Consider the following 19,667-nt stretch of genomic DNA (forward strand, 5'->3'; position numbering starts at 1 on the left):
CAAAAAGTCGTATGTGATGACTTTTCTCGAGCGTTCGCGCTGGGAGGGCGAGATCTTCACCGCCGGTGGCTGGGTCGCCGGTTCCGGTGGGGAGTACGACGCGGTCGAGCCGGCCACAGGGAACACGCTGGCCCGGGTCGGGGCGGCCACGGCGGACGACGTGCACAAGGCGGCGGAGTCGGTGGCGCAGGCGCAGCGGGAGTGGGCCGCGCTGCCCTACGACCGGCGGGCGGAGGTGCTGCGGCGGGCGGCGCAGCTGTTCGTCGAGCACGAGGACGACATCCACGACTGGCTGATCCGGAAGTCCGGCGCGATCCGGCCGTTCGCGCAGTTCCAGACGCGCGGGGTGGCGGCCGAGGAGTGCAACGAGGCGGCGGCGCTGGCCGCGCACCCGTACGGGGAGCTGCTGCGGTCGAACCGGCCGCGGCTGTCGATGGCGCGGCGGCTGCCCGCCGGGGGGCCGGGGTGATCGCGCCGATCATCCTGGCGATCCAGGCGATCGCGCCGGCCGGGGCGAGCGTGACGACCGGGAACATTTTCAAGAAGGACGTGCTGCAGTTCCGGTCGTTCGTGTGCGAGCCGATGCAGTACGGGCGGTCGTTCCTGGCTGGCGACTCCGCGCACACGGTGCCGCCCACCGGGGCGAAGGGCCTGAACCTGGCCATGGCCGACGTGCACGTGCTGGACCGGGCGCTGGGGGCGTACTACCAGACCAAGGACACCGGGCTGCTGGAGTCCTACACCGGCACCGCGCTGCGCCGGGTGTGTCGGGCGCAGTGGTTCTCGTTCTGGATGACCTCGATGCTGCACCGGTTCTCCGACGCCAGCGACTTCGACCTGCGTCGCCAGGTCGCCGAGCTCGAGCTCGTCACCGGCTCACCGACCGCGGCGAAGACCCTCGCCGACAACTACACCGGACTCCCGCTCGGCTGACGACGGGCGAGAGCAGGCAGACCGTCATGCAGAACGGTGCAGTGCCGGGAGGACTCCGATTCAGCTTCCCGGCACCGCCCGGCTGCAACCGGTCGCCACATCGAGGAAAGGGGCAGAAAGCCACGTGGCGGGTAACTCGAAAGAACCGGGCCGGTCGGTAATCAGTAAGATCAGTGCAATCCTGCTCGCCACCACCGATGGCCGCGGCCGCACTCTGACCGAGATCGCTACATGGTGTGGGTTGCCGCTGTCCACCGTGCACCGACTGGCAACAGAGCTCGCGGCTTGGGGGCTCTTGGATCGCGACGAGGAGGGTCGCTATCGGCTCGGCTCGCAACTGCGAGGGCCCGATGTTGATGAGTTAACGGCCGCAAACGAGTTAAGCCTCCGGAACCGGATCGCCCCCGTGATGGAGGAACTTTTCCGTGCAACGGGCGCGCCGGTGCGTGGCGGCTGGCTCGCCGGACTCGAGGTGGCGTATGTGGAGAAGGTATTGGCTCGCGCGCCGGTGACCCAGCCATGTCCGGCGGCACAACTGCCGCCACACGCCACCGCGCTCGGCAAGACGCTGATGGCGTTCTCACCAACCCGGGTTGCCGACGCCGTCATCGCTCGCGGGCTTCGCCCGTACACTCGCTCAACGATCACGAGGCCCGAACGGTTGCGGTGGGCGTTTCGGATTATACGAGCGACTCGAATCGCGCTATGCGATCGCGAGCTCGACGAGGGATGGTGCGGGATTGCGGCGCCGGTCTTCGGACCGGGTGGAACGGTCGTCGCCGCGATCGAGCTGAGACTGCGCGACGTCGCGGAAGACGGACCCGCAGTACGAGCTCCATTAGGGGTGGCAGCAGCGTGCCTGTCGCGTGAGCTGACCGCCCAGAAGCCTGCCCTCGTCGCCCCATTGGCACCATGGCTCGCCGGTCGCCGCGACCTCGTCTCGATCCCGCCGACCCGGACGGCAGGCGCGTTCCGAACGATGCTCCCGATCAATACGGGTAGGGGCATGGAGCCAGCTTAAGGGGCGCGTTTAACTATCTTGCGCGATTCCGGAGTTCCGGAAGGGGCAGGCTGCGTGTGAAATCCGACTCTGACAGTCTCCGGCCACTTCGACGTTGGCGGACCGCCAAATTTTCGGTGATAGGTATCTTCATACCCAGCGCCCGGCGGAGCGCCGTTCAAGGCGTACCAAGTTCGTAGCCCATCGAAAAAAGAGGATCTACCTACGCCATTCCGTCCGGCAAGTACGATCAGTCGAGCGGACTCAGGTATCTCAGTAACCGTGAGGTCGGTGAACCGCCGAAAATTCTGCAGGTGCACCTCGCGTAATCTCACGTACTGCCTCCGTACTGGTGCAACTCTCGACCGAATTTCAACTACAGAAGCCTGAAATTGTAGCGGACCATAGCTGCGGGCTTGGACCGCTGAACAAGTAGGGAAAGTCTGAACACGCAGGTCGCGAGCTACTCCCGACCCGTCCTCGTCCGTGGCCGCACATATTGCACCGCGAGGTCGTCGGTGCGTCACCGACTCTCCCCTACCTCGAGTTCCGTGAGAGCAGATTCGAGATCGCTCACCAGCTTCCGCAGCTGGACGATGCGCTCCTGCGAAACAGGTGTCGGGGCCTGCACCCGTGCGTCGACGTCGAACACCGTGTTGGCGCGGTGCCAGACGTGAAACCGGTCCAGGCCCCGGCCGTGGACATCCTGCGTGACTCCTTCGAGGAGGAGCAACGGCGACCCGACGCTCACGTCGAGCGCCCGCGCGATGTCCGGCTCGGCCGCCACCGCCTGCACCTGTCTTGGGCCGCCCACTGAGGCGTAGCCGTGGTCGCGCATGAGGGCGAGAAGTGAGGCACCCTCGAGCAGATCCACGGTGAAGTGGGGGAACAGGTCACGCGGCACCCAGTGCCGCTCGTAGATGACCGGAACCCGCTCGAGGTAGCGAACGCGCTCGATCTCCCACGTGCGGGCGGTGCCGAGAGCGGCACTGGCCTCCTCCGGTGTGATCGTGGCCTCGAGCCGGAGGACGTGTGTTCGCAGGTGCTGTCCGCGGGCGGCGGCTTGCTCGTCGAGTCCGCCGGCTCGGTTCACGAAGCGGCGCAGGGCCGGCGCCGCTGCGACGACGCTGCCGCGGCCTCGCTGCCGATGGATCAAGCCGAGGTCGGCGAGGCTTGCGAGGGCCTGTCGCACGACGCTGCGCGCGACCCCGAACTGCTGCTGCAGTTCCTCCTCGGTGGGAAGCGCGTCCCCGGGCACGAGAATGTGGTCCTTGATCTGCTGATGCAGGATGTCGCGGATCTGCACGTGCAGCGGACGAGCGTCGCTGCGGTCGACCCGAGCCTCCAGCCCCTCGGTTGACACAGCACTCCCCCTAGACCGCGTCGACTTCCAACGGGACACCTTAAACAGCGTCGTGGCGCGCTGGCATCTGTTCGTCGGCGGGGGGCTCCTCGGCACATGCTGTGTCTCGCTTGTCGACGTGACAGGTGTCACACGCCTGCGGTCTTGAGGTGATCTCTCCCACCGCTCACTCTTTGTACGTACTTCTCGTACGTACAACTGGCGCCGATGCCAATGGGTCGCGGCGCGCAACCGGAAGGCGTGCCCCATGGCAGAGTCGCAGTTGAGGCAGGGCCCCTCGCGAGTTCCGCTGTTCAAGATGATGCAGAGGGTCCCCGCCGGCCTGATGCTGATCCCGCTGGCACTCGGGGTGCTGGTCAACTCCTTCGCCCCCGAGGCGCTGAAGATCGGCGGTTTCACCCAGGCGTTGTTCAAGGACGGCGCGCTGGCCCTGATCGCCCTTCTGATCTTCGCCACGGGTGCGCAGATCACCGGGAGCCACAGCGGCAAGGCGGCCGCGGCCACCACGGGCGTGGTGCTGGTCTGCAAGACCCTGATCCCCGCCTCGGTCGCCATCGCGCTGGGCCTGCTGGTCGGGATCGACGGCTTCCTCGGGGTCTCGATCCTCGCCCTGCTCGCGATCATGGGGAACAGCAACGGTGCGCTGTGGCTGGCCTTCGCCGGCGAGTACGGCGACGAACGCGACACCGGCGCCTACGTCGCCAGTGCCTTCGACGACGGCCCGTTCCTCGCCCTGATCTTCCTGGGCGCCTCCGGCCTCGGCGACATCCCGATCCTCGCCCTGGTCGCCGCGGTCGTCCCGTTCATCCTCGGCCTCATCGTCGGTGCCGTCGACCGCGAGTGGACCCACGTCCTCGACCACGTGCCGAACATCACGATCCCCTTCATGTCCTTCGCCGTGGGTGCCGGCATCAGCCTGGGCACCGTGCTGACCGGCGGCGTGCAGGGCCTGTTCCTCGGCATCGGCGTCGTCGTGTTCACCGGCGGCCTGACCTACCTGGGCTACCGGTTCGTGCTGCGGCGCGGCCCGAAGAGCGGGATCGGCTTCGCTGCGGGCACCACCGCCGGCAACGCCGTGGCCGTCCCCACGGCGGTCGCCGCTGCCGACCCCCGGTTCCTGCCGTTCGTCCCGTCGGCCGCGGCCCAGACCGCGTCGGCGGTCCTGGTCACCGCCATCCTGGCGCCGATCGTCGCGTCCTGGGTGCTCAAGCGCTCCGGCGGGCTCACCGTCCACGACCCCGTGGCCGAGACCGAGGCCACGGCCTGAGCCGCACCCGGACCATCACCCACAAGCAGGAGACGACACACCATGCGCGATCAGCGAACCATCCGCGCCACCTACTACCTCGAGTCCGAGATCGAGCCCGAGCGGGCCGCCGCAGCCATGGCCGGCGAGCAGTCCAGCGGCACCTTCGTCGCGGTGCCCGGCGAGTCACCCGAGCTGCACAAGCGCCACGGCGCCCAGGTGGTGGGTGTCGAACCGCTCGGTGACTGCCGGCCGTCCCTGCCGTCGCGGACGACCCCGGAGAAGGTTCAGGCCGCGCTCGTGACGGTCGAGTTCCCGATGGAGAACGTCGGTACCGACCTCGCGACCCTGCAGACCGCCGTCGCCGGGAACCTGTTCGAGCTCGGTCAGCTCTACGCCTGCCGGCTGCAGGACATCGGGTTGCCCGAGGAGTTCGTGGCCGCACACCCCGGCCCCGCATTCGGGATCCCGGGCACCCGACGGCTGATCAACGACGTCGAGGGCGTCATGATCGGCACGATCGTCAAGCCCAACGTGGGCCTACACGAGGACCAGTTCCGCCACGTGGTGCGTGAACTCGCCCGCGCCTCGATCGACCTCATCAAGGACGACGAGCTCATGACCGACCCGGGCTACCTGCCGCTACAGCGGCGGGTCGCGATCGCGACCGAGGAGATCCGCGCAGCCGAGCAGATCACCGGGCACCCGACGATGTACGCGTTCAACATCACCGGCGATCTCGCGGGCCTGCGGCGACGCCACGACCTGGTCGTCGAGGCCGGCGGGCGGTGCGTGATGCTCAACGTGCCGGTGATGGGCATCCCGGCGGTCGCCTGGCTGCGCTCGTTCACCGCTGTTCCGATCCACGGGCACCGCGCCGGGCTCGCCGCCTCCATGCGGGCCAAGGGACTGGGGGTCGACTACCGCGTCTGGCAGCAGCTCGCCCGACTCGCCGGTGCCGACCACCTGCACGCCAGCGGCCTGGGCAGCAAGTTCTACGAAACCGACGACGAGGTCGCGGCGAACGTCCGGAGCCTGCTCGAACCGCTCGGCTCGACCACCACCCCGGTGCCCACCCTGTCGTCCGGACAGAACGTCACCACACCCGGCCCGACCTACGCCGCGGTGCAGTCGACCGACCTGCTCATGTTGGCCGGCGGCGGTGTGGCCGGACATCCGGACGGGCCGACCGCGGGCGTGCAGAGCCTGCGCGACGCCTGGGCCGTGGCCGTCGCGGGCGTGCCACTGGCCGAGGCCGCCCGCAGCCGGGCAGATGCCGGCAACCGTGCGCTCCTGCACGCCGTGCAGAAGTTCGGCGGCGCGTGATGGCCACCTTCGGTTTCGTCGCCGACGACCTGACCGGCGCGAGCGACGTCCTCGCCCAAGCCCACCGCTACGGGCTGGAGGCCGCCCTCGTCATCGGCGACGCGCCCCTGCCCACTGACGTCGACGTCGTCGGCATCGCAGGGCCCGCACGCTCGCTCGGCGGCGCCGCGTTCGACGACGTGGTGCGCCGGGACCTGGCCCGCATCGCAGAGATCGATCTCGACGTGCTGCTGTACAAGGTCTGCTCGACCTTCGACAGCTCACCCACGCTCGGCAGCATCGGCCGGGGGATCGAGTTGCTGCACGAGCAGTTCGGCGACCACGGCCCCATCCCGGTCGCACCAGCCCAGCCCGGGTTCGGCCGCTTCACCGCGTTCAGCGACCACTACGCCACCTTCGGCGGTGAGATCCACCGGCTGGACCGCCACCCCGTGATGTCGCAGCACCCGTCGACCCCGATGCACGAGGCCGACCTGCGCCGCGTGCTCACGGCGCAGCTCACTAGCGGTGCGGCCGTCGGTTCCATCCACCTGCCCGCCTACGACACCGGCACGTTCACCGACCTGTGGACCGACCGCCGTAGCGACCCGGATCTCGCCGCGTTCGTCGTCGACGCGGTCGGCGAGCAGCACATGGACGCGATCGCCCGCGCCCTGCACCACCCCGGCAACGATGCCCGGCCCGCGCTGGTCGTGGGATCAGGCGGCATCATGGCGGCCCTCGCTCGGACCGCGTCCGGCGAGCCGTCCCGCACCCCCGGACCGCAGCGGGCATCGGGGCCGGTCCTCGCCGTCAGTGCGTCGGCCTCCAGCGTCACCGCGGACCAGCTGGAGGACGCGATCAAACACGGCTGGGTCGACGTCCCGGTCGCCACCGACCTCCTCCGCGCACACGACGACGCGCTGGTGACCGCGCTCGACGAGCAGGTCTCCGCGGCGCTGTCCGCCGGGCACGACGTGGTCGTCCACGCCACCCGCGGAACGTCCGACCCCCGCTACACCGCGGCCGGCCCGGTCGACCCGGCCTACCTCGGATCGCTGATCGGCGCTCTCGCCGGACGGATGGCCAGGGCCGGGCTTACCCGCGACGTGGCCGTGTTCGGCGGCGATACCTCCAGCCACGCCCTGATCGCGATGGGCGTACGGGAACTGCGCGTGTCCAACCAGTTCGTCACCGCCGGACCGATCTGCCGCACCGACGACCGCGCCGCCGTCGCCGGCTGCCGGCTGCTGCTCAAGGGCGGCCAGGTCGGCCCGCCGGACATCCTGCGCCGCTTCGCCGGCCAAGCAACGCACCACTGACCAAGCCCAGCTGAAATCGACGACCTTCAACGACGAAGAGAGACAATCATGAAGGCAGTAGTCAAGCGGCCCGCCGAGCGCGGCGTCGAGTACGTGACCGACCACCCGGACCCCAAGCCCGCCGACGGGCAGGTCGTCATCGAGGTGGCTGCGGCGTCGCTCTGCGGAACCGACCGGGAGCTCTACGAGTGGACGCCCTCGGCCCAGGCGTTCAACCTGAACCTCCCCGTGGCCCTCGGGCACGAAGGCGCCGGCACCGTCGTCGACGTTGGACCCGGCGTGACCGGGCTCCGGGTCGGCGACCGCGTCGCGCTGGAGAGCCACCTGATCTGCGGACAGTGCTTCCCCTGCCGGACCGGCGACGCGCACACCTGCGAACGCACCCGCATCATCGGCATGCACATCGACGGGGTGTTCGCCGAGTACATGGCCGCACCACAGGACATCTGCGTCAAGCTGCCCGATCACGCTTCCCTGGAGGTCGGCGCCCTCCTCGAGGCGGCCGGCGTTGCCGTCCACGCGATCCAGCGGGCCGACTACGCGGTGGCGGGGCGCGCGGTGCTGGTGAGCGGCGGAGGGCCGGTCGGTCTCGTCGTTGCCTATCTCGCCAAGCTGATGGGCGCCGCCCACGTCATCGTCGTCGAGCCGAACCCCTACCGCCGCGGGCAGGCCCAGCACATCGGTGCACTCGCGATGCCCCCCGGCGACGAGGTCGTCGAGCGATGCCGGGAACTCACCGGCCGTCGCGGCGGATTCGACGTCGCCTTCGAATGCTCGGGCGCCCCAGCCGCTCTGCCGTCACTGTTCGAGGCCCTCCGTCGCGAGGCGACGCTCGTGACCGTCGGGCACCCGAGCCAACCTGCCGAGATCAACATTGCCGCTTACATCAACAAGAAGGGCATCACGCTGCGCGGCATCTTCGGCCGGCGCCTCTGGGACACCTGGGAGCAGACCATGCTGCTGCTGGACTCCGGGCGGCTCGACCTCGAGTGGCTGATCACTCACCGCATGCCACTCGACCGGGTCGACGAAGCAGTCGAACTTCTCACCGGAGACGCCGGGAAGGTGCTGTTGGTGCCCGGCCAGCGCTGATCCGCACAAGCTGATGCGGGGCCGTCCCTCGGGTCGGCCCCGCATCGGCACAACACCGCCAGTGACCTGTGACCAGCTCGCAACATGAGGCCCTTGCACGCGGTCAAATGAGATACGCGAGCGGTCGATCCGGCATCCAGCCGAACAGATGCGGACATCGCCGTCAGCCGAGCGGCCAACACGGCCCAGCTCGAACATCACGCGCAGCGGCCGGACGAACAGAAGCGGCGGCGCCACATGCTCGCCTGCATGGCACGTCATGGTTCAACGATGTCTTCCGACACTTCTTCAACGTGGAGATTGAACGTGAGTCGACGCACTAAGATCGTCTGTACCCTTGGCCCGGCCACGGCGACGCCCGAGCGCATCCGGGAGCTGATCCAGGCGGGCATGGACGTGGCACGCTTGAACTTCAGCCACGGCGACCGGGACGACCACAAGCGGGTCTACGACATGATCCGCGATGCCGCGGACGCCGAGGGCCACGCCGTTGGGATTCTGGCGGACCTGCAGGGGCCGAAGATCCGGCTGGGCCGGTTCGCGACCGGGCCGGGCTCGCTGGAGTGGCGCACCGGTGAGCAGGTGCGGATCACCGTCGATGACGTGGCCGGCACCCACGACCGGGTGTCGACGACGTACAAGGGCCTCGCCGCCGACGCCCGGCCCGACGACCGGCTGCTGGTCGACGACGGCAAGGTCGGCCTGCGGGTCGTCACCGTCGAGGGCAACGACGTGGTCTGCGAGGTCACCGAGGGCGGCCCGGTCAGCGACAACAAGGGTCTCTCGCTGCCCGGTATGAACGTGTCCGTGCCGGCGATGTCGGAGAAGGACTGCGCGGACCTGGCGTTCGCGCTGGGCCTGCGCGTCGACATCGTGGCGCTGTCGTTCGTGCGCAGCCCCGCCGACATCGACGCGGTCCACAAGATCATGGACGAGTCGGGTGGGCGGCTGCCGGTGGTGGCGAAGCTGGAGAAGCCCGAGGCCGTCGACAACCTCGAGGCGATCGTGCTGGCCTTCGACGGGATCATGGTCGCCCGTGGCGACCTGGGTGTCGAGCTGCCCCTGGAGCACGTGCCGCTGGTGCAGAAGCGGGCGGTGCAGATCGCCCGGGAGAACGCCAAGCCGGTCATCGTCGCCACCCAGATGCTCGATTCGATGATCACCAACTCGCGGCCGACCCGCGCGGAGGCCAGCGACGTCGCCAACGCGGTGCTCGACGGGGCGGACGCGGTGATGCTGTCGGGCGAGACCAGCGTCGGGCGCTACCCGATCAAGTCGGTGCAGACGATGGCGCAGATCATCGAGGCCGTGGAGGCGGGTCCGACCGGGGTGCCGCCGCTCAACCACGTCCCGCGCACCCAGCGCGGCGTGCTGTCGTTCGCCGCCCGCGACATCGGCGAGCGGCTCTCCGCCCGCGCGCTGGTCGCGTTCTCGGTCTCCGGCGACACGGTCCGCCGGCTCGCCCGGCTGCCGCTGCTGGCGTTCACGCCCAAGCCCGAGGTGCGTAGCCAGCTGGCGATGAGCTGGGGTGTGGAGACCTTCCTCGTCGACTACGTGACCTCCACCGACGCCATGGTCCGGCAGGTCGACAACGCGATCCTGTCGATCGGCCGGTTCAAGCCGGGCGACGTCGTGGTCATCGTCGCAGGCTCGCCGCCCGGGACCTCGGGCTCGACGAACCTCATCCGGGTCCACCGCCTCGGCGAGGAGGACCACGCCTGACCCGATGAGTCGACCTGATCTGGCAGGCCAGCGGAGAGCCCACGGACGACAAATGAGACTAGAACTGAGACCAGACGCCGAACGCCGGGCCGATCCTGAAGGACCGTCCCGGCGTTTTGCCTGGTGAGGCTGGCGGTAGCGGTGGGATTTGAACCCACGGAGGCTTGCACCTCACACGCTTTCGAGGCGTGCTCCTTCGGCCGCTCGGACACGCTACCGCCGAGAAGCTTAGCCGACCGCCCCGTCGCCCCGTCCCGGGAGGTGCCCCGCCACCGCGAGCCCGACGTCCACCAGGCCACCGCGCTCCAGGTCCGCCACCTCGCCGAGCGGGATCCAGGCAGCGGTGTCCGTGCTGCCCCCGATCTCGTCGCGCAGCTCGCCGCCGACGACCTCCGCCGTGTAGATCACGCAGATCGCCTGGTGGTCGACCGGGCCACCGGGCCGGTCGAGCAGCCACCGGAAGGACTCGACGGTGAGCAACTGCCGCAGCTCCACCCGATAGCCGGTCTCCTCCTCGACCTCGCGGACCGCACCGTCGCGCGGGTCCTCGCCGTGGTCGAGGCCGCCGCCGGGAAGGGTCCAGCGCGGCGGGTCCGAGCCGATCCACCGGGCGAGCAGAACGGCGCCGTCGCGCACGCACACCGCGTACGCCCCGACCCGCAGCGTCGGGGTCGGCGAACTCACGGCGTCTCCCGGTGCAGCAGGAAGAACGACTCCATCAGCGAGGCGCACTCGGCCTCCAGCACGCCGCCGACCACCTCGGGCCGGTGATTGAGCCGCCGGTCGCGCAGCACGTCCCACAGCGAGCCGACCGCGCCGGTCCGCGGCTCCCAGGCTCCGAACACGACCCGAGACACCCGGGCGAGCCCGATCGCCCCTGCGCACATCGTGCACGGCTCGACCGTCACGGCCAGTGTGCAGCCGTCGAGCCGCCACTCGCCGCGGGCAGCGGCCGCGGCGCGCAACGCGAGCACCTCGGCGTGCGCCGTCGGGTCGCCGAGCGCCTCGCGGGCGTTGCAGCCGGCGGCCAGCTCGCGCCCCGTGTCGTCCACGACGACGGCGCCGACCGGGACGTCGCCGGTCCGCGGAGCCACCACCGCCAGTTCGAGCGCGCGCCGGACGAGCGCCTCGTCGGCGGCCTGCACATCGCGGTAGGTCACACGATCACGGAGCGTCGACGACCTCGGCCAGCGCATCGGCGAATCCACAGCGGCGGCCGATCGCGGCCAGCTGCTCGTCCGGGTAGAGCTCGACCTGCGACGCGAGCACCTCGAGCTCGTCGGCGGGCAGGCCGAGGTCGGCGATGATGTTCAGGTCGCCCTCGGGCCAGACGTCGTCCAGCGCGTCGTCGTCCGGGGGCAGGTCGATCCTCAGCAGGTCCAGCACGTCCGCGGCGACGTCGTAGTCGAGCGCCGCGGCGGCGTCGGACACCATGAGCGCCACCCCGCCCGGGGTCGGGCGCAGCAGCACGAAGAACTCGTCGTCGACGTCGAGCAGGCCGAGCACGGCGCCGGTGGAGCGCAGGCCGCGCAGCTCGGTGATGGCGGCGTCGAGGTCGACCAGCGAGTCGGGGTCCATGCGGGCGCAGCGCCACTGGCCGTCTTCGCGGATCGCGGCCACGGCGAAGCCGGGCAGGGCGTCTTCGCGCACCCCGGGCGGCGCCTTCGCGCTCTGCACGGCCATATGCATACGGTATGCCTCTGCGGGGCTGTGCTCAAAGCCACAGAAGGATGTCGCTCGTTCACCGCAATGAGCGAGGTGCCAGGATCGCGGAATGCGCTCGGCCGACCCCCTGCTCGCCGGACTCGGCGAGCAGGCGCGGCGGTTGCAGCCGCGCACCGTGGCCCTCCGGAGGGCGCTGCACCGCCATCCCGAGGTGGGCCTGACCCTGCCCCGCACGCGCGACGCGGTCGTCGCCGAGCTCGCGGATCTCCCGCTCCAGCTGCACCATGGCCTGGCCACGACGTCGGTCGTCGGGGTCCTCGAGGGCAAGCGGCCCGGCTCGACGGTGCTGCTACGCGCCGACATGGACGCCCTGCCCCTGCAGGAGGACACCGGCCTGCCGTTCCGGTCGCAGATCGACGGCGCGATGCACGCCTGCGGTCACGACACGCACGTCGCGATGCTCGCGACCGCCGCCCGCCTGCTCGCCGGCCGTCGCGAGCAGCTCACCGGACGGGTGCTGTTGATGTTCCAGCCGGGCGAAGAGGGGTGTCACGGCGCCCGCGTGATGATCGACGAAGGGCTGCTGGACCGGCACGGTCCGGGTGGGCGACCGGTGGCCGCGTACGCGCTGCACGTCAGTGCGACCCTCCCGGCCGGTGAGCTGCACACCCGCGCCGGCTCGTTGATGGCGGCGGCCGACACGATCCGGGTGCGGGTCACCGGCCGCGGCGGGCACGCATCCGCACCCCACGACGCGCTGGATCCGGTGCCGGCGGCCGCAGCCATGGTCGGAGCGCTGCAGACGGCGCTCACCCGGCGCGTCGACGCCCACCACCCGGCCGTGCTGACGATCGCGCGGATCGTCGCGGGGACGACGAACAACGTGATCCCGGAGTCGGCGCTCATGGAGGGGACGCTGCGGACGCTGTCCGAGCCGGTCCGCGCGCTGCTGCACGAGGAGATCCGGCGGGTGTGCCGGCACATCGCCCTCGCACACGGGTGCAGCGCCGCCGTCGAGATCGAGCCGGGCTACCCGGTCACGGTGAACGACGAGACCGCCGTCCGCCGCATGGTCGGGGTCGCGGGCGAGGTGCTGGGCCGCAGCCGCGTCGTGACGATGTCGAGCCCGATCATGGGGGCCGAAGACTTCTCCTACGTGCTGCAGAAGGTGCCCGGGGCGCTGGCGTTCCTGGGCGCGTGCCCGCCGAACGTGGACCCGGCAACGGCGCCGCCGAACCACAGCAACCGCGTGGCGTTCGACGAGTCCGCGATGGCAGCGGGCGCAGCGCTGTACGCCGCGCTGGCACTCGACGCCCTCCGCAGGTAGACACCTCCCGTGAACGACCTCCGCTCTCTCGGCATGGCCATCCGGTCCGGCGAGCTCTCCCCCACCCAGCACGTCAGGGACGTCCTCGACCGGCTCGCCGCCGACCCCTACAACCTCGTCGTCACCCTCGACGCCGAGCGGGCCCTCGCGCAGGCGGCCGCGCTCACCGAGGAGCTCGCGCAGGGGCGGTGGCGGGGGCCGCTGCACGGTGTCGCGCTCGGCGTGAAGGACTTGTTCGACGTCGCCGGGCTGCCCACCCGTTGCGGCTCGGCGCTGTTCGCCGACGCCGCCCCGGCCGTCGAGGACGCCGCAGCGGTGGCCCGGCTGCGGGCCGCGGGGGCCGTGGTCGTGGCCAAGCTGCACACCCAGGAGTTCGCACACGGCCCGACCGGCGACGCCTCGGCGTCGGGCCCCGCCCACAACCCACACGACCCGACCCGGATCACCGGAGGGTCGTCCTCGGGATCCGCCGGCGCGGTCGCGGCCGGGTACGTGCCGTTGGCGCTGGGCACCGACACCGGCTGCAGCGTGCGTACCCCCGCGGCGCACTGCGGGGTCGTCGGGCTCAAGCCGGCGTACGGGCACGTCCCCGTCGACGGGGTGTTCCCGCTGGCCGAGTCGCTGGACCACGTCGGACTGCTCACCGCGGACGTGCACGGGGCCGCGGTGGCCTGGGACGTGCTCGACCGGGGCGCCGAGGGCACCGGCGGCGGCATCCAGGCACCGGGCGTGCAGGGGCTGACGGTGTGCGTGCCGAGCGACGAGCACTGGGAGACCGCCGACCCGGTGATCGACGAGGCGTGGGACGCCGCGGTCCGGGCGTTGGAGCGGGCCGGGGCGAAGATCGTCGACATGCGGCTGCCGCAGTGCATGGAGCTGGCACTGTCCTACCCGGAGATCGTCGGTGCCGAGGCCTACACGACGCACCGGCACTTCCTCGCCGAAAGCCCGGAGGCGTACCAGCCGATCGTGCGCGAGCGGCTGCTCGCCGTCGCCGACCGGCCCGCCCACCATTACGTCGCGGCGCAGCGCGGCCGCCGCCTCCTGGCGCGGGAGCTGAGCGCCGCGCTGGCCGGGGTGGACGTGCTGCTCACGCCGACCACGCGGTTGCGGGCCACGCCCATCGGGGCGGCCGAGGTCGACGGGGTACCGGTCCGGCCGTCGCTGCTGGAGCTGACCTCGCCGTTCAACATGACGGGCTGGCCCGCGGTATCGGTGCCGATGCCCCCGTCGGACGGCGGGCTGCCGGTCGGGGTGCAGGTCGTCGGCGTCGGGCTGGAGGAGCGCGGGATCCTCCGGGTGGCCGCGGCGATCGAGCAGACGACCGGCGCGTAGCCTCACTGCTCGTGGCGGAGCGTGCGGTCTGCGTGGTCGGGGCCGGGCTGATCGGCGGGTCGCTGCTGCGGGCCGCGGAGAAGGCCGGACGGACGGTCTGGGGCGCCAGCGCCTCGGAGGCCACGGCCGCCCAGGCCTGCGCCGACGGGTTCGACGTCACGATCAACACCGACGCCGCGCTGCGCCGCGCCGCCGAGGCGGATGCGCTGGTCGTGCTGGCCGTGCCGCTGCCGGCCGTGCCGGACGTGCTGCGCCGGGTCGACGCCATCGCGCCGGCCTGCCGGCTGACCGACGCGGTGAGCGTCAAGGTCGCGGTCGCGGACGCCGTCGACCGGTACGCCCCGCGGGCCCGCTACGTGGGCGCGCACCCCATGGCCGGCACGGCCGAGTCGGGATGGGCGGCGGGCGACGCGGAGCTGTTCACCGGAGCGGCGTGGGTGGTCGCCGCGGACGACGGCCTCGACCTCGACGTCTGGCGCGACGTCGCCGACCTCGCCTGGGCGTGCGGCGCGCGCGTCGTCCCGGCTGCGACGGACGAGCACGACCTGGCCGTCGCCCGCGTCTCGCACCTGCCGCACCTGCTTGCCGCCATCCTCGCGGCGGTGGGGGCTGGCGAAGTGGACCCTGCTCTCGGTGGTGGTGACCTGCCGCTCGCCCTGGCCGCGTCGTCGTTCGCGGACGGCACCCGGGTCGCCGGCACCCGCCCGGAGCTGGTGCTCGCGATGTGCGAGGGCAACCGCGACGCGCTGCTCGCCGCCGTCGACGACGCGCTCGGTCGGTTGGGCGTGATGCGCGGCGCGCTGGCGTCGACCGGCGGACTGGCAGCGACGGTGAAGGCCGGGTACGCAGGCCGGATGCGGTGGTCGGCGACGCGCGAACCGCTGGAGCACCACGTGTCGCTGACGGGCCCTGCAGTGCTGGCGGAGCTGCGCGACATCGGCCGACGGGGCGAGGTCGTCACCGGCTGGGCCTGACCTTCGGCGCGTCAGGGGTGGCGGAAGCGACGTCCGGGATCCGCGACGCCACTCCCGGATAGCTCACGACGACCGCCTCGGCGTCCACCACCAGTTCCGCCGTGAACGCGTCCCAGGCGAACGCCACCGACGCCTCCGCCGGCCGCTCCCCCTCGCCCAGGGGCGACAGCGCGCGGTACCGCTGCTGGACGACCTCCACCGTCAGCTCCGGCAGCGCGACGAAGACCATGGTCAGCAGGTGGTCGCCCGGGCCGCGGTGCAGCCCCAGCCGGCGGATCGGCAGGGTGTTGAACATCGGGGAGAAGGCCAGGTCGATGTCGACGGCCCCGTCGAAGTCCGAACGGCGGCCGCCGGAGCCGGTGTCGAGCAGCCAGAACCCGTCGTCGGTCCGGTTCAGGGTGAGATGCCGCTCGCGGCCGGCCGTCGCGCTCGTGACGGCGAGCCGGTGCACGCGCCCGTCGTCGCCGGCGACGAGCCGGTACGAGGCGGTGAACGGCGGATCCGCTGGCCCGGTGCCTGCGCGCACCATCCGGCCCAGTGCCCGCCACCCGCCGCCGTTCAGCAGCAGGCGGGTGCCCTCGACGCCGTGGCCGTTGTCGGCCTGCCACGTGATCAGCCTCGTCACGCCGGCACCCCGCCCCGTCGCATCTGCATGGTCGAATCCTGCCCGCCGGACACCGCGCGGCACACCTCCGTCCGGTCAGCGACCCCGCTTCGGTCGCCCGTTGCCGACGCGCACCCACGCGGTCGCCGGTCCCGCCCGGTACGGGGCGTCGCGGCGCTTGGCCAACACGTACGGCAGGCCGCGCTGCGCGGTCGCCGCCTGCAGCGCCGGGCCGTCGCTGTAGACCGGCGAGAGCGCCACTCCCGGAGTTCGCTCCAGATCGAGCCGCTCCAGAGTCCCGCGCCGCTCGTCCTGCGGCCGGTCGCGGAGCTCGACGCCGTAGAGCCGGAGGATGTCGGACAGCATCAGCGTCGCGTGCGACCCGGCCGGCGCGCCGCGCAACCGGGCGGCGAGCGCCTCGGCGTCGGGCAGCCCGCGGGTCAGCATGACGATCGTGCCGTCGAGCACGACGTCCGGCACCAGGTGGGTCAGGCCGGCCAGCTCGGGGAAGCACGGGGTGACGTCCTGATCCTCCGCCGTGACCAGCCGCAACCCGCCGTCGACGACCTCCGCGAGCACGCGCAGCCCGTCCCACTCCACCTCGTAGACCCAATCCGGGCCGACCGGGAGGTCCCCAGGGGTGGCGAGCATGGGCTGCACGCCGTCATGCTGGCACTGAACAGCATTTTTCGTACAACACCCGACTGGGGAGGTCGAGCCGGATGCGCGCGATGTGGAGCGGCGCGGTGTCGTTCGGGCTGGTGAGCGTCCCCGTCAAGGCGTATGCAGCGACGACGAACCACGACATCCGGTTCCATCAGGTGCACTCGTCCGACGGCGGCCGGATCAAGTACAAGCGGACCTGTTCGCTCGACGGGCAGGAGGTCGAGTACGCCGACATCGTCAAGGGCTACGAGACCGAGGAGGGTGAGCTGATCACGCTCACCGAGGAGGACCTCGACTCGCTGCCCACCGCGACCGGCCACGAGATCGACGTCGTGGAGTTCGTCCCGGCGGACCAGATCGACCCGCTGCTGTTCGACAAGAGCTACTACCTCGAGCCGGACGCCAAGGCGGCGAAGCCGTACGCGCTGCTGCGCGAGGCGCTGGTGCAGACCGACCGGATGGCCGTGGTCAAGGTGGCGCTGCGCCAGCGCGAGACGATGGCGCTGCTGCGGGTGCGCGACAAGGCGATCGTGCTGCAGACGATGCTGTGGCCGGACGAGGTGCGCGAACCCGACTTCGAGATCCTCGACGCCGACGTCGACCTGCGGCCGCAGGAGCAGAAGATGGCCGCGTCGCTGGTGGAGAGCCTGGGTGCCGACTTCGACGCCAGCGACTTCCACGACGAGTACCGCGACGCCGTCGTGGCCCTGATCGAGCGGAAGAAGACCACGGGCGACGCCCGGCCGGCGCCGGTGGCTCCCGCACCCGTGGACGACGCGGGCGACAGCATGACGGACCTGCTCACGGTCCTGCAGCGCAGCGTCGAGGCGGCGAAGGCGGCGTCCGGCCGCGCTGAACCGGGAGGGGCGGCCGCCGAGGAGCCGGCGCCGGCGAAACCGGCGCGGCGGGCGTCGACGAAGAAGAAGGCGGCGGACGAGGACGAGAAGCCGGCGGCACGCAAGCGGACCCGCAAGCCGGCCTGATCCCGGGCGATCAGGGGCCGAGCGCCCGGCCGGTCGGCTTCTGGTCGTTCTCGAGCGCGGTGAACAGCGCCGCGGCACGGGTCTTGTCCCACTGGACCACCGACTGGCCGCCGATCGTCGGCGTGCCGCCGATGGGCACGGTCGTCGTGACGCCCTCGCCTGACGAGATCCCGCGCATCGCGAAGCCGAGACCGGCCAGGTTCCAGACGTGGTCGCTCTCGTCGACCGTGATCGCGGCGGTCACCGCGGACGTCAGCGGGACGACCCGGAACGGGTTCACCAGCGTCGCGGGCGACGTCGCCTTCTTGACGAGGGCAGACAGGAACGCGCGCTGCCGCTCCACCCGGTCGAAGTCCGAACCGGCGGTGGCCCGGGTGCGTACGTAGCCGAGCGCGGTGGCGCCGTCGAGCTCCTGGCAGCCGGCCTTGATGTTCAGCGCCGCCTTGGGGTCCTTGATCGCCTGGGGCACGCACATGTCGACGCCGCCGACCGCGTCCACGGCGCCGACGAAGCCGCCGAACCCGATCTCGGCGTAGTGGTCGATCCGCAGCCCGGTGGCCTGCTCGACGGTGCTGACGAGCAGTGGTGCGCCCCCGAACGCGTATGCGGAGTTGAGCTTGTTGCGGCTGTGGCCGGCGATGCTGACGTAGGAGTCGCGCGGGATGCTCACCAGCACGGGACCGCTGCTCCCGCTGTGCAGCAGCATGATCGTGTCGGTGCGCTGGCCGACGTCGCCGCCGGTGGCCAGGTCCTTCTCCTGTTCGGCGGTCAGGCCGGCGCGGCTGTCGGAACCGACGATGAGCCAGTTCGTGCCGGATCCGGTGCCCGCGCTCTCCGCGGGCAGGGCGTCGACGCGGTTGAGCGAGGTGTCGACCCACACGCCGAAGCCAGCGATCGCCAGCAGCAGCACGAGCAGCAGCACACGGAGCTTGCGGCCCCAACCTCCGCGGCGCCGCGGAGCCCGGACGGCGGGTGGGCGGCGCGGCGGCTGGACGGGCGGACGGTCGGCAACGCGCTGACGAGGCGGCTCGGCCGCCGGCATCAGCGCGGTCGGCCGGGGCGGGTTCGCCCGGGGTGGGGGCGCGGCGGTACCGCGGCGCACCGGCCGGGTCGGGCCCGGCGGCCAGGACGGCGGCAGCGGCGGCGCGGCCGGCCGCTGCTGCGGGGCGGGGCCCCCGGGACGGCGACACGGCCCGGCCGGCCCCCGAGGACCACCGCGGTCGTCACCGCCCATGTCGCGCACCACCCTGCGTCCGTCCGATCGAGTCCTTCGTCTCGATTTGCACGATACGCAGGCGCGCGACGGCGCCGCCGGGGTGCCAGCACCCGTCCGAACCGCGAGTCGGCACTGAAGGGCGCGCGAATGTAGCGGTTGAGGCACTGGCCCAGTGCCCCAAGTCGTACATCCGCTCGCCAATTCGTGCCGACTCGCGCTGACGAACGTGCCGACTCGCGGGTCAGACGCGGGCCAGCTGGGAGTAGAGCGCGGGAGTTTGACCGGTCGGCCGCCGGGGTCATCCCCCCTGCGTGATCGATCGCTTCGACGGGTGCATCGCCGGTCTCGGGAGCCCCGCCGGGCTGCGGGTCGTCGTCGGCCACTGGCCGTGGTCGCCGCTCGGGGCCTTCACCGACGTCATGGTCGAGCGGCCCGACGGGCACCGGATCCTGCTGGCGCCCGACGAGCAGGTCGCGGCCTTCGTCGCCCAGACCTACAGCTTCGACGAGGTGCGCTGCACCCCCGTGACCACCACCGTCGCCGGGAACCGCTGGCAGGTCCACGCCGACCCGCTCGAGCTGGAGTTCACAACCGGCCGCCGCACCGCGCTGGGCCTCCTGCTGCGGACCGTCCCGCGACCGCTGGCCACCGCGCCGGCGTGGATCACCGCCGTCGACGTCGTCGCCCGCCGCGTGCTGCCGGGCGTCCGCACCCGGGGCAGCGCCGGGCAGGGTCGGCGCGAGTACTACGCCGCGCTGGACATGCACGCCCTGACCGGGGCCCGGATCGTCTGGCAGGGCGTCGACCAGGGTGGGCTCGCGCCGGTGGACCCGCCGGTGCGGTTCGGGTTCGGCTCCACGCCGCGGACGCCGTCGCTGGTCCGGGTCGTGACGCTCGTCCGCGAAGGCTGAGCG

General features: G+C 71.7%; 20 protein-coding genes and 1 tRNA gene. 13 read left to right on the forward strand and 8 right to left on the reverse strand.

Annotation, left to right across the window (positions count from 1 at the left end):
* The first annotated feature begins 16 nt into the window (after nt 1-16).
* The 3 genes from RM445_RS23785 (at nt 17) to RM445_RS23795 (ending at nt 1,954) form a co-directional block, all read left to right on the forward strand.
* Complete coding sequence (locus RM445_RS23785; RefSeq protein WP_311559053.1) at nt 17-469, forward strand: aldehyde dehydrogenase family protein; 453 nt, start codon at nt 17-19, stop codon at nt 467-469.
* A complete protein-coding gene (locus RM445_RS23790; protein WP_311559054.1) occupies nt 466-933 on the forward strand; it encodes an FAD-dependent monooxygenase in 468 nt (155 codons plus the stop codon). The genes RM445_RS23785 and RM445_RS23790 overlap by 4 nt, the downstream gene beginning before the upstream one ends.
* A gap of 124 nt (nt 934-1,057) precedes the next feature.
* On the forward strand, nt 1,058-1,954 hold the full coding sequence (locus tag RM445_RS23795) for an IclR family transcriptional regulator (protein ID WP_311559055.1): 897 nt from the start codon (nt 1,058-1,060) through the stop codon (nt 1,952-1,954).
* Nucleotides 1,955-2,456: 502 nt separating this feature from the next.
* Here the strand turns inward: RM445_RS23795 and RM445_RS23800 are convergent.
* Nucleotides 2,457-3,296, reverse strand: a complete 840-nt coding sequence (locus RM445_RS23800; protein WP_311559056.1) for a GntR family transcriptional regulator — start codon at nt 3,294-3,296, stop codon at nt 2,457-2,459.
* A 298-nt stretch (nt 3,297-3,594) separates the two neighbouring features.
* Here RM445_RS23800 and RM445_RS23805 point away from each other — a divergent pair, with 298 nt between their 5' ends.
* From RM445_RS23805 to pyk, 5 genes are all read left to right on the forward strand, one after another.
* A complete protein-coding gene (locus RM445_RS23805) occupies nt 3,595-4,563 on the forward strand; it encodes a 2-keto-3-deoxygluconate permease (protein WP_311559057.1) in 969 nt (322 codons plus the stop codon).
* A gap of 42 nt (nt 4,564-4,605) precedes the next feature.
* Nucleotides 4,606-5,868 (forward strand): RuBisCO large subunit C-terminal-like domain-containing protein, encoded by a 1,263-nt coding sequence (locus RM445_RS23810; RefSeq protein ID WP_311559058.1) that lies wholly within the window; start codon nt 4,606-4,608, stop codon nt 5,866-5,868.
* Nucleotides 5,868-7,169, forward strand: a complete 1,302-nt coding sequence (locus tag RM445_RS23815) for a four-carbon acid sugar kinase family protein (protein ID WP_311559114.1) — start codon at nt 5,868-5,870, stop codon at nt 7,167-7,169. The genes RM445_RS23810 and RM445_RS23815 overlap by 1 nt, the downstream gene beginning before the upstream one ends.
* Nucleotides 7,170-7,217: 48 nt before the next feature.
* Nucleotides 7,218-8,261, forward strand: a complete 1,044-nt coding sequence (locus RM445_RS23820) for a zinc-dependent alcohol dehydrogenase (protein WP_311559059.1) — start codon at nt 7,218-7,220, stop codon at nt 8,259-8,261.
* 306 nt (nt 8,262-8,567) lie between these two features.
* A complete protein-coding gene (pyk, locus tag RM445_RS23825) occupies nt 8,568-9,983 on the forward strand; it encodes a pyruvate kinase (RefSeq protein WP_311559060.1) in 1,416 nt (471 codons plus the stop codon).
* Nucleotides 9,984-10,113: 130 nt separating this feature from the next.
* Here pyk and RM445_RS23830 read toward each other — a convergent pair.
* From RM445_RS23830 to RM445_RS23845, 4 genes are all read right to left on the reverse strand, one after another.
* Nucleotides 10,114-10,201 (reverse strand) — tRNA-Ser (locus RM445_RS23830).
* Between the two features lie 10 nt (nt 10,202-10,211).
* On the reverse strand, nt 10,212-10,667 hold the full coding sequence (locus RM445_RS23835) for an NUDIX hydrolase (RefSeq protein ID WP_311559061.1): 456 nt from the start codon (nt 10,665-10,667) through the stop codon (nt 10,212-10,214).
* On the reverse strand, nt 10,664-11,143 hold the full coding sequence (locus tag RM445_RS23840; RefSeq protein WP_311559062.1) for a nucleoside deaminase: 480 nt from the start codon (nt 11,141-11,143) through the stop codon (nt 10,664-10,666). The genes RM445_RS23835 and RM445_RS23840 overlap by 4 nt, the downstream gene beginning before the upstream one ends.
* Nucleotides 11,144-11,147: 4 nt before the next feature.
* A complete protein-coding gene (locus RM445_RS23845; protein WP_311559063.1) occupies nt 11,148-11,666 on the reverse strand; it encodes a tRNA adenosine deaminase-associated protein in 519 nt (172 codons plus the stop codon).
* A 91-nt stretch (nt 11,667-11,757) separates the two neighbouring features.
* Between RM445_RS23845 and RM445_RS23850 the strand changes: the two genes are divergently transcribed.
* Genes RM445_RS23850 through RM445_RS23860 form a run of 3 tightly spaced genes read left to right on the forward strand, consistent with a single transcriptional unit; the run spans nt 11,758 to nt 15,284 of the window.
* The gene (locus tag RM445_RS23850; RefSeq protein ID WP_311559064.1) at nt 11,758-12,975 is read left to right on the forward strand and encodes a M20 metallopeptidase family protein; all 1,218 of its coding nucleotides are present in this window, start codon (nt 11,758-11,760) and stop codon (nt 12,973-12,975) included.
* 9 nt (nt 12,976-12,984) lie between these two features.
* Complete coding sequence (locus tag RM445_RS23855; protein ID WP_311559065.1) at nt 12,985-14,310, forward strand: amidase; 1,326 nt, start codon at nt 12,985-12,987, stop codon at nt 14,308-14,310.
* Between the two features lie 11 nt (nt 14,311-14,321).
* Nucleotides 14,322-15,284, forward strand: a complete 963-nt coding sequence (locus RM445_RS23860; RefSeq protein WP_311559066.1) for a prephenate dehydrogenase — start codon at nt 14,322-14,324, stop codon at nt 15,282-15,284.
* On the opposite strand, the gene RM445_RS23865 is transcribed toward RM445_RS23860, so the two are convergent.
* The gene (locus RM445_RS23865) at nt 15,268-15,909 is read right to left on the reverse strand and encodes a putative glycolipid-binding domain-containing protein (protein ID WP_311559067.1); all 642 of its coding nucleotides are present in this window, start codon (nt 15,907-15,909) and stop codon (nt 15,268-15,270) included. The genes RM445_RS23860 and RM445_RS23865 overlap by 17 nt on opposite strands.
* Nucleotides 15,910-15,984: 75 nt before the next feature.
* A complete protein-coding gene (locus RM445_RS23870) occupies nt 15,985-16,548 on the reverse strand; it encodes a DNA ligase-like domain-containing protein (RefSeq protein ID WP_311559068.1) in 564 nt (187 codons plus the stop codon).
* A gap of 62 nt (nt 16,549-16,610) precedes the next feature.
* Here RM445_RS23870 and ku point away from each other — a divergent pair, with 62 nt between their 5' ends.
* On the forward strand, nt 16,611-17,537 hold the full coding sequence (ku, locus tag RM445_RS23875; protein WP_311559069.1) for a non-homologous end joining protein Ku: 927 nt from the start codon (nt 16,611-16,613) through the stop codon (nt 17,535-17,537).
* A gap of 10 nt (nt 17,538-17,547) precedes the next feature.
* Here ku and RM445_RS23880 read toward each other — a convergent pair whose 3' ends face one another.
* On the reverse strand, nt 17,548-18,771 hold the full coding sequence (locus RM445_RS23880) for an LCP family protein (RefSeq protein ID WP_311559070.1): 1,224 nt from the start codon (nt 18,769-18,771) through the stop codon (nt 17,548-17,550).
* 293 nt (nt 18,772-19,064) lie between these two features.
* Here RM445_RS23880 and RM445_RS23885 point away from each other — a divergent pair, with 293 nt between their 5' ends.
* On the forward strand, nt 19,065-19,664 hold the full coding sequence (locus tag RM445_RS23885; RefSeq protein ID WP_311559071.1) for a hypothetical protein: 600 nt from the start codon (nt 19,065-19,067) through the stop codon (nt 19,662-19,664).
* Nucleotides 19,665-19,667 lie beyond the last annotated feature (3 nt).

Source organism: Pseudonocardia charpentierae, assembly GCF_031845345.1.
GTDB classification, from domain to species: Bacteria; Actinomycetota; Actinomycetes; order Mycobacteriales; family Pseudonocardiaceae; genus Pseudonocardia; species Pseudonocardia charpentierae.

Excerpts from the sequence above, each read along its gene's own strand:
- RM445_RS23785 (WP_311559053.1), top strand. The coding sequence starts at position 17 with ATGACTTTTCTCGAGCGTTCGCGCTGGGAGGGCGAGATCTTCACCGCC.
- RM445_RS23805 (WP_311559057.1), top strand. The coding sequence starts at position 3,595 with ATGATGCAGAGGGTCCCCGCCGGCCTGATGCTGATCCCGCTGGCACTC.
- RM445_RS23810 (WP_311559058.1), top strand. The coding sequence starts at position 4,606 with ATGCGCGATCAGCGAACCATCCGCGCCACCTACTACCTCGAGTCCGAG.
- RM445_RS23815 (WP_311559114.1), top strand. The coding sequence starts at position 5,868 with ATGGCCACCTTCGGTTTCGTCGCCGACGACCTGACCGGCGCGAGCGAC.
- RM445_RS23820 (WP_311559059.1), top strand. The coding sequence starts at position 7,218 with ATGAAGGCAGTAGTCAAGCGGCCCGCCGAGCGCGGCGTCGAGTACGTG.
- RM445_RS23845 (WP_311559063.1), bottom strand. The coding sequence starts at position 11,666 with ATGGCCGTGCAGAGCGCGAAGGCGCCGCCCGGGGTGCGCGAAGACGCC.
- RM445_RS23850 (WP_311559064.1), top strand. The coding sequence starts at position 11,758 with ATGCGCTCGGCCGACCCCCTGCTCGCCGGACTCGGCGAGCAGGCGCGG.
- ku (WP_311559069.1), top strand. The coding sequence starts at position 16,611 with ATGCGCGCGATGTGGAGCGGCGCGGTGTCGTTCGGGCTGGTGAGCGTC.
- RM445_RS23880 (WP_311559070.1), bottom strand. The coding sequence starts at position 18,771 with ATGGGCGGTGACGACCGCGGTGGTCCTCGGGGGCCGGCCGGGCCGTGT.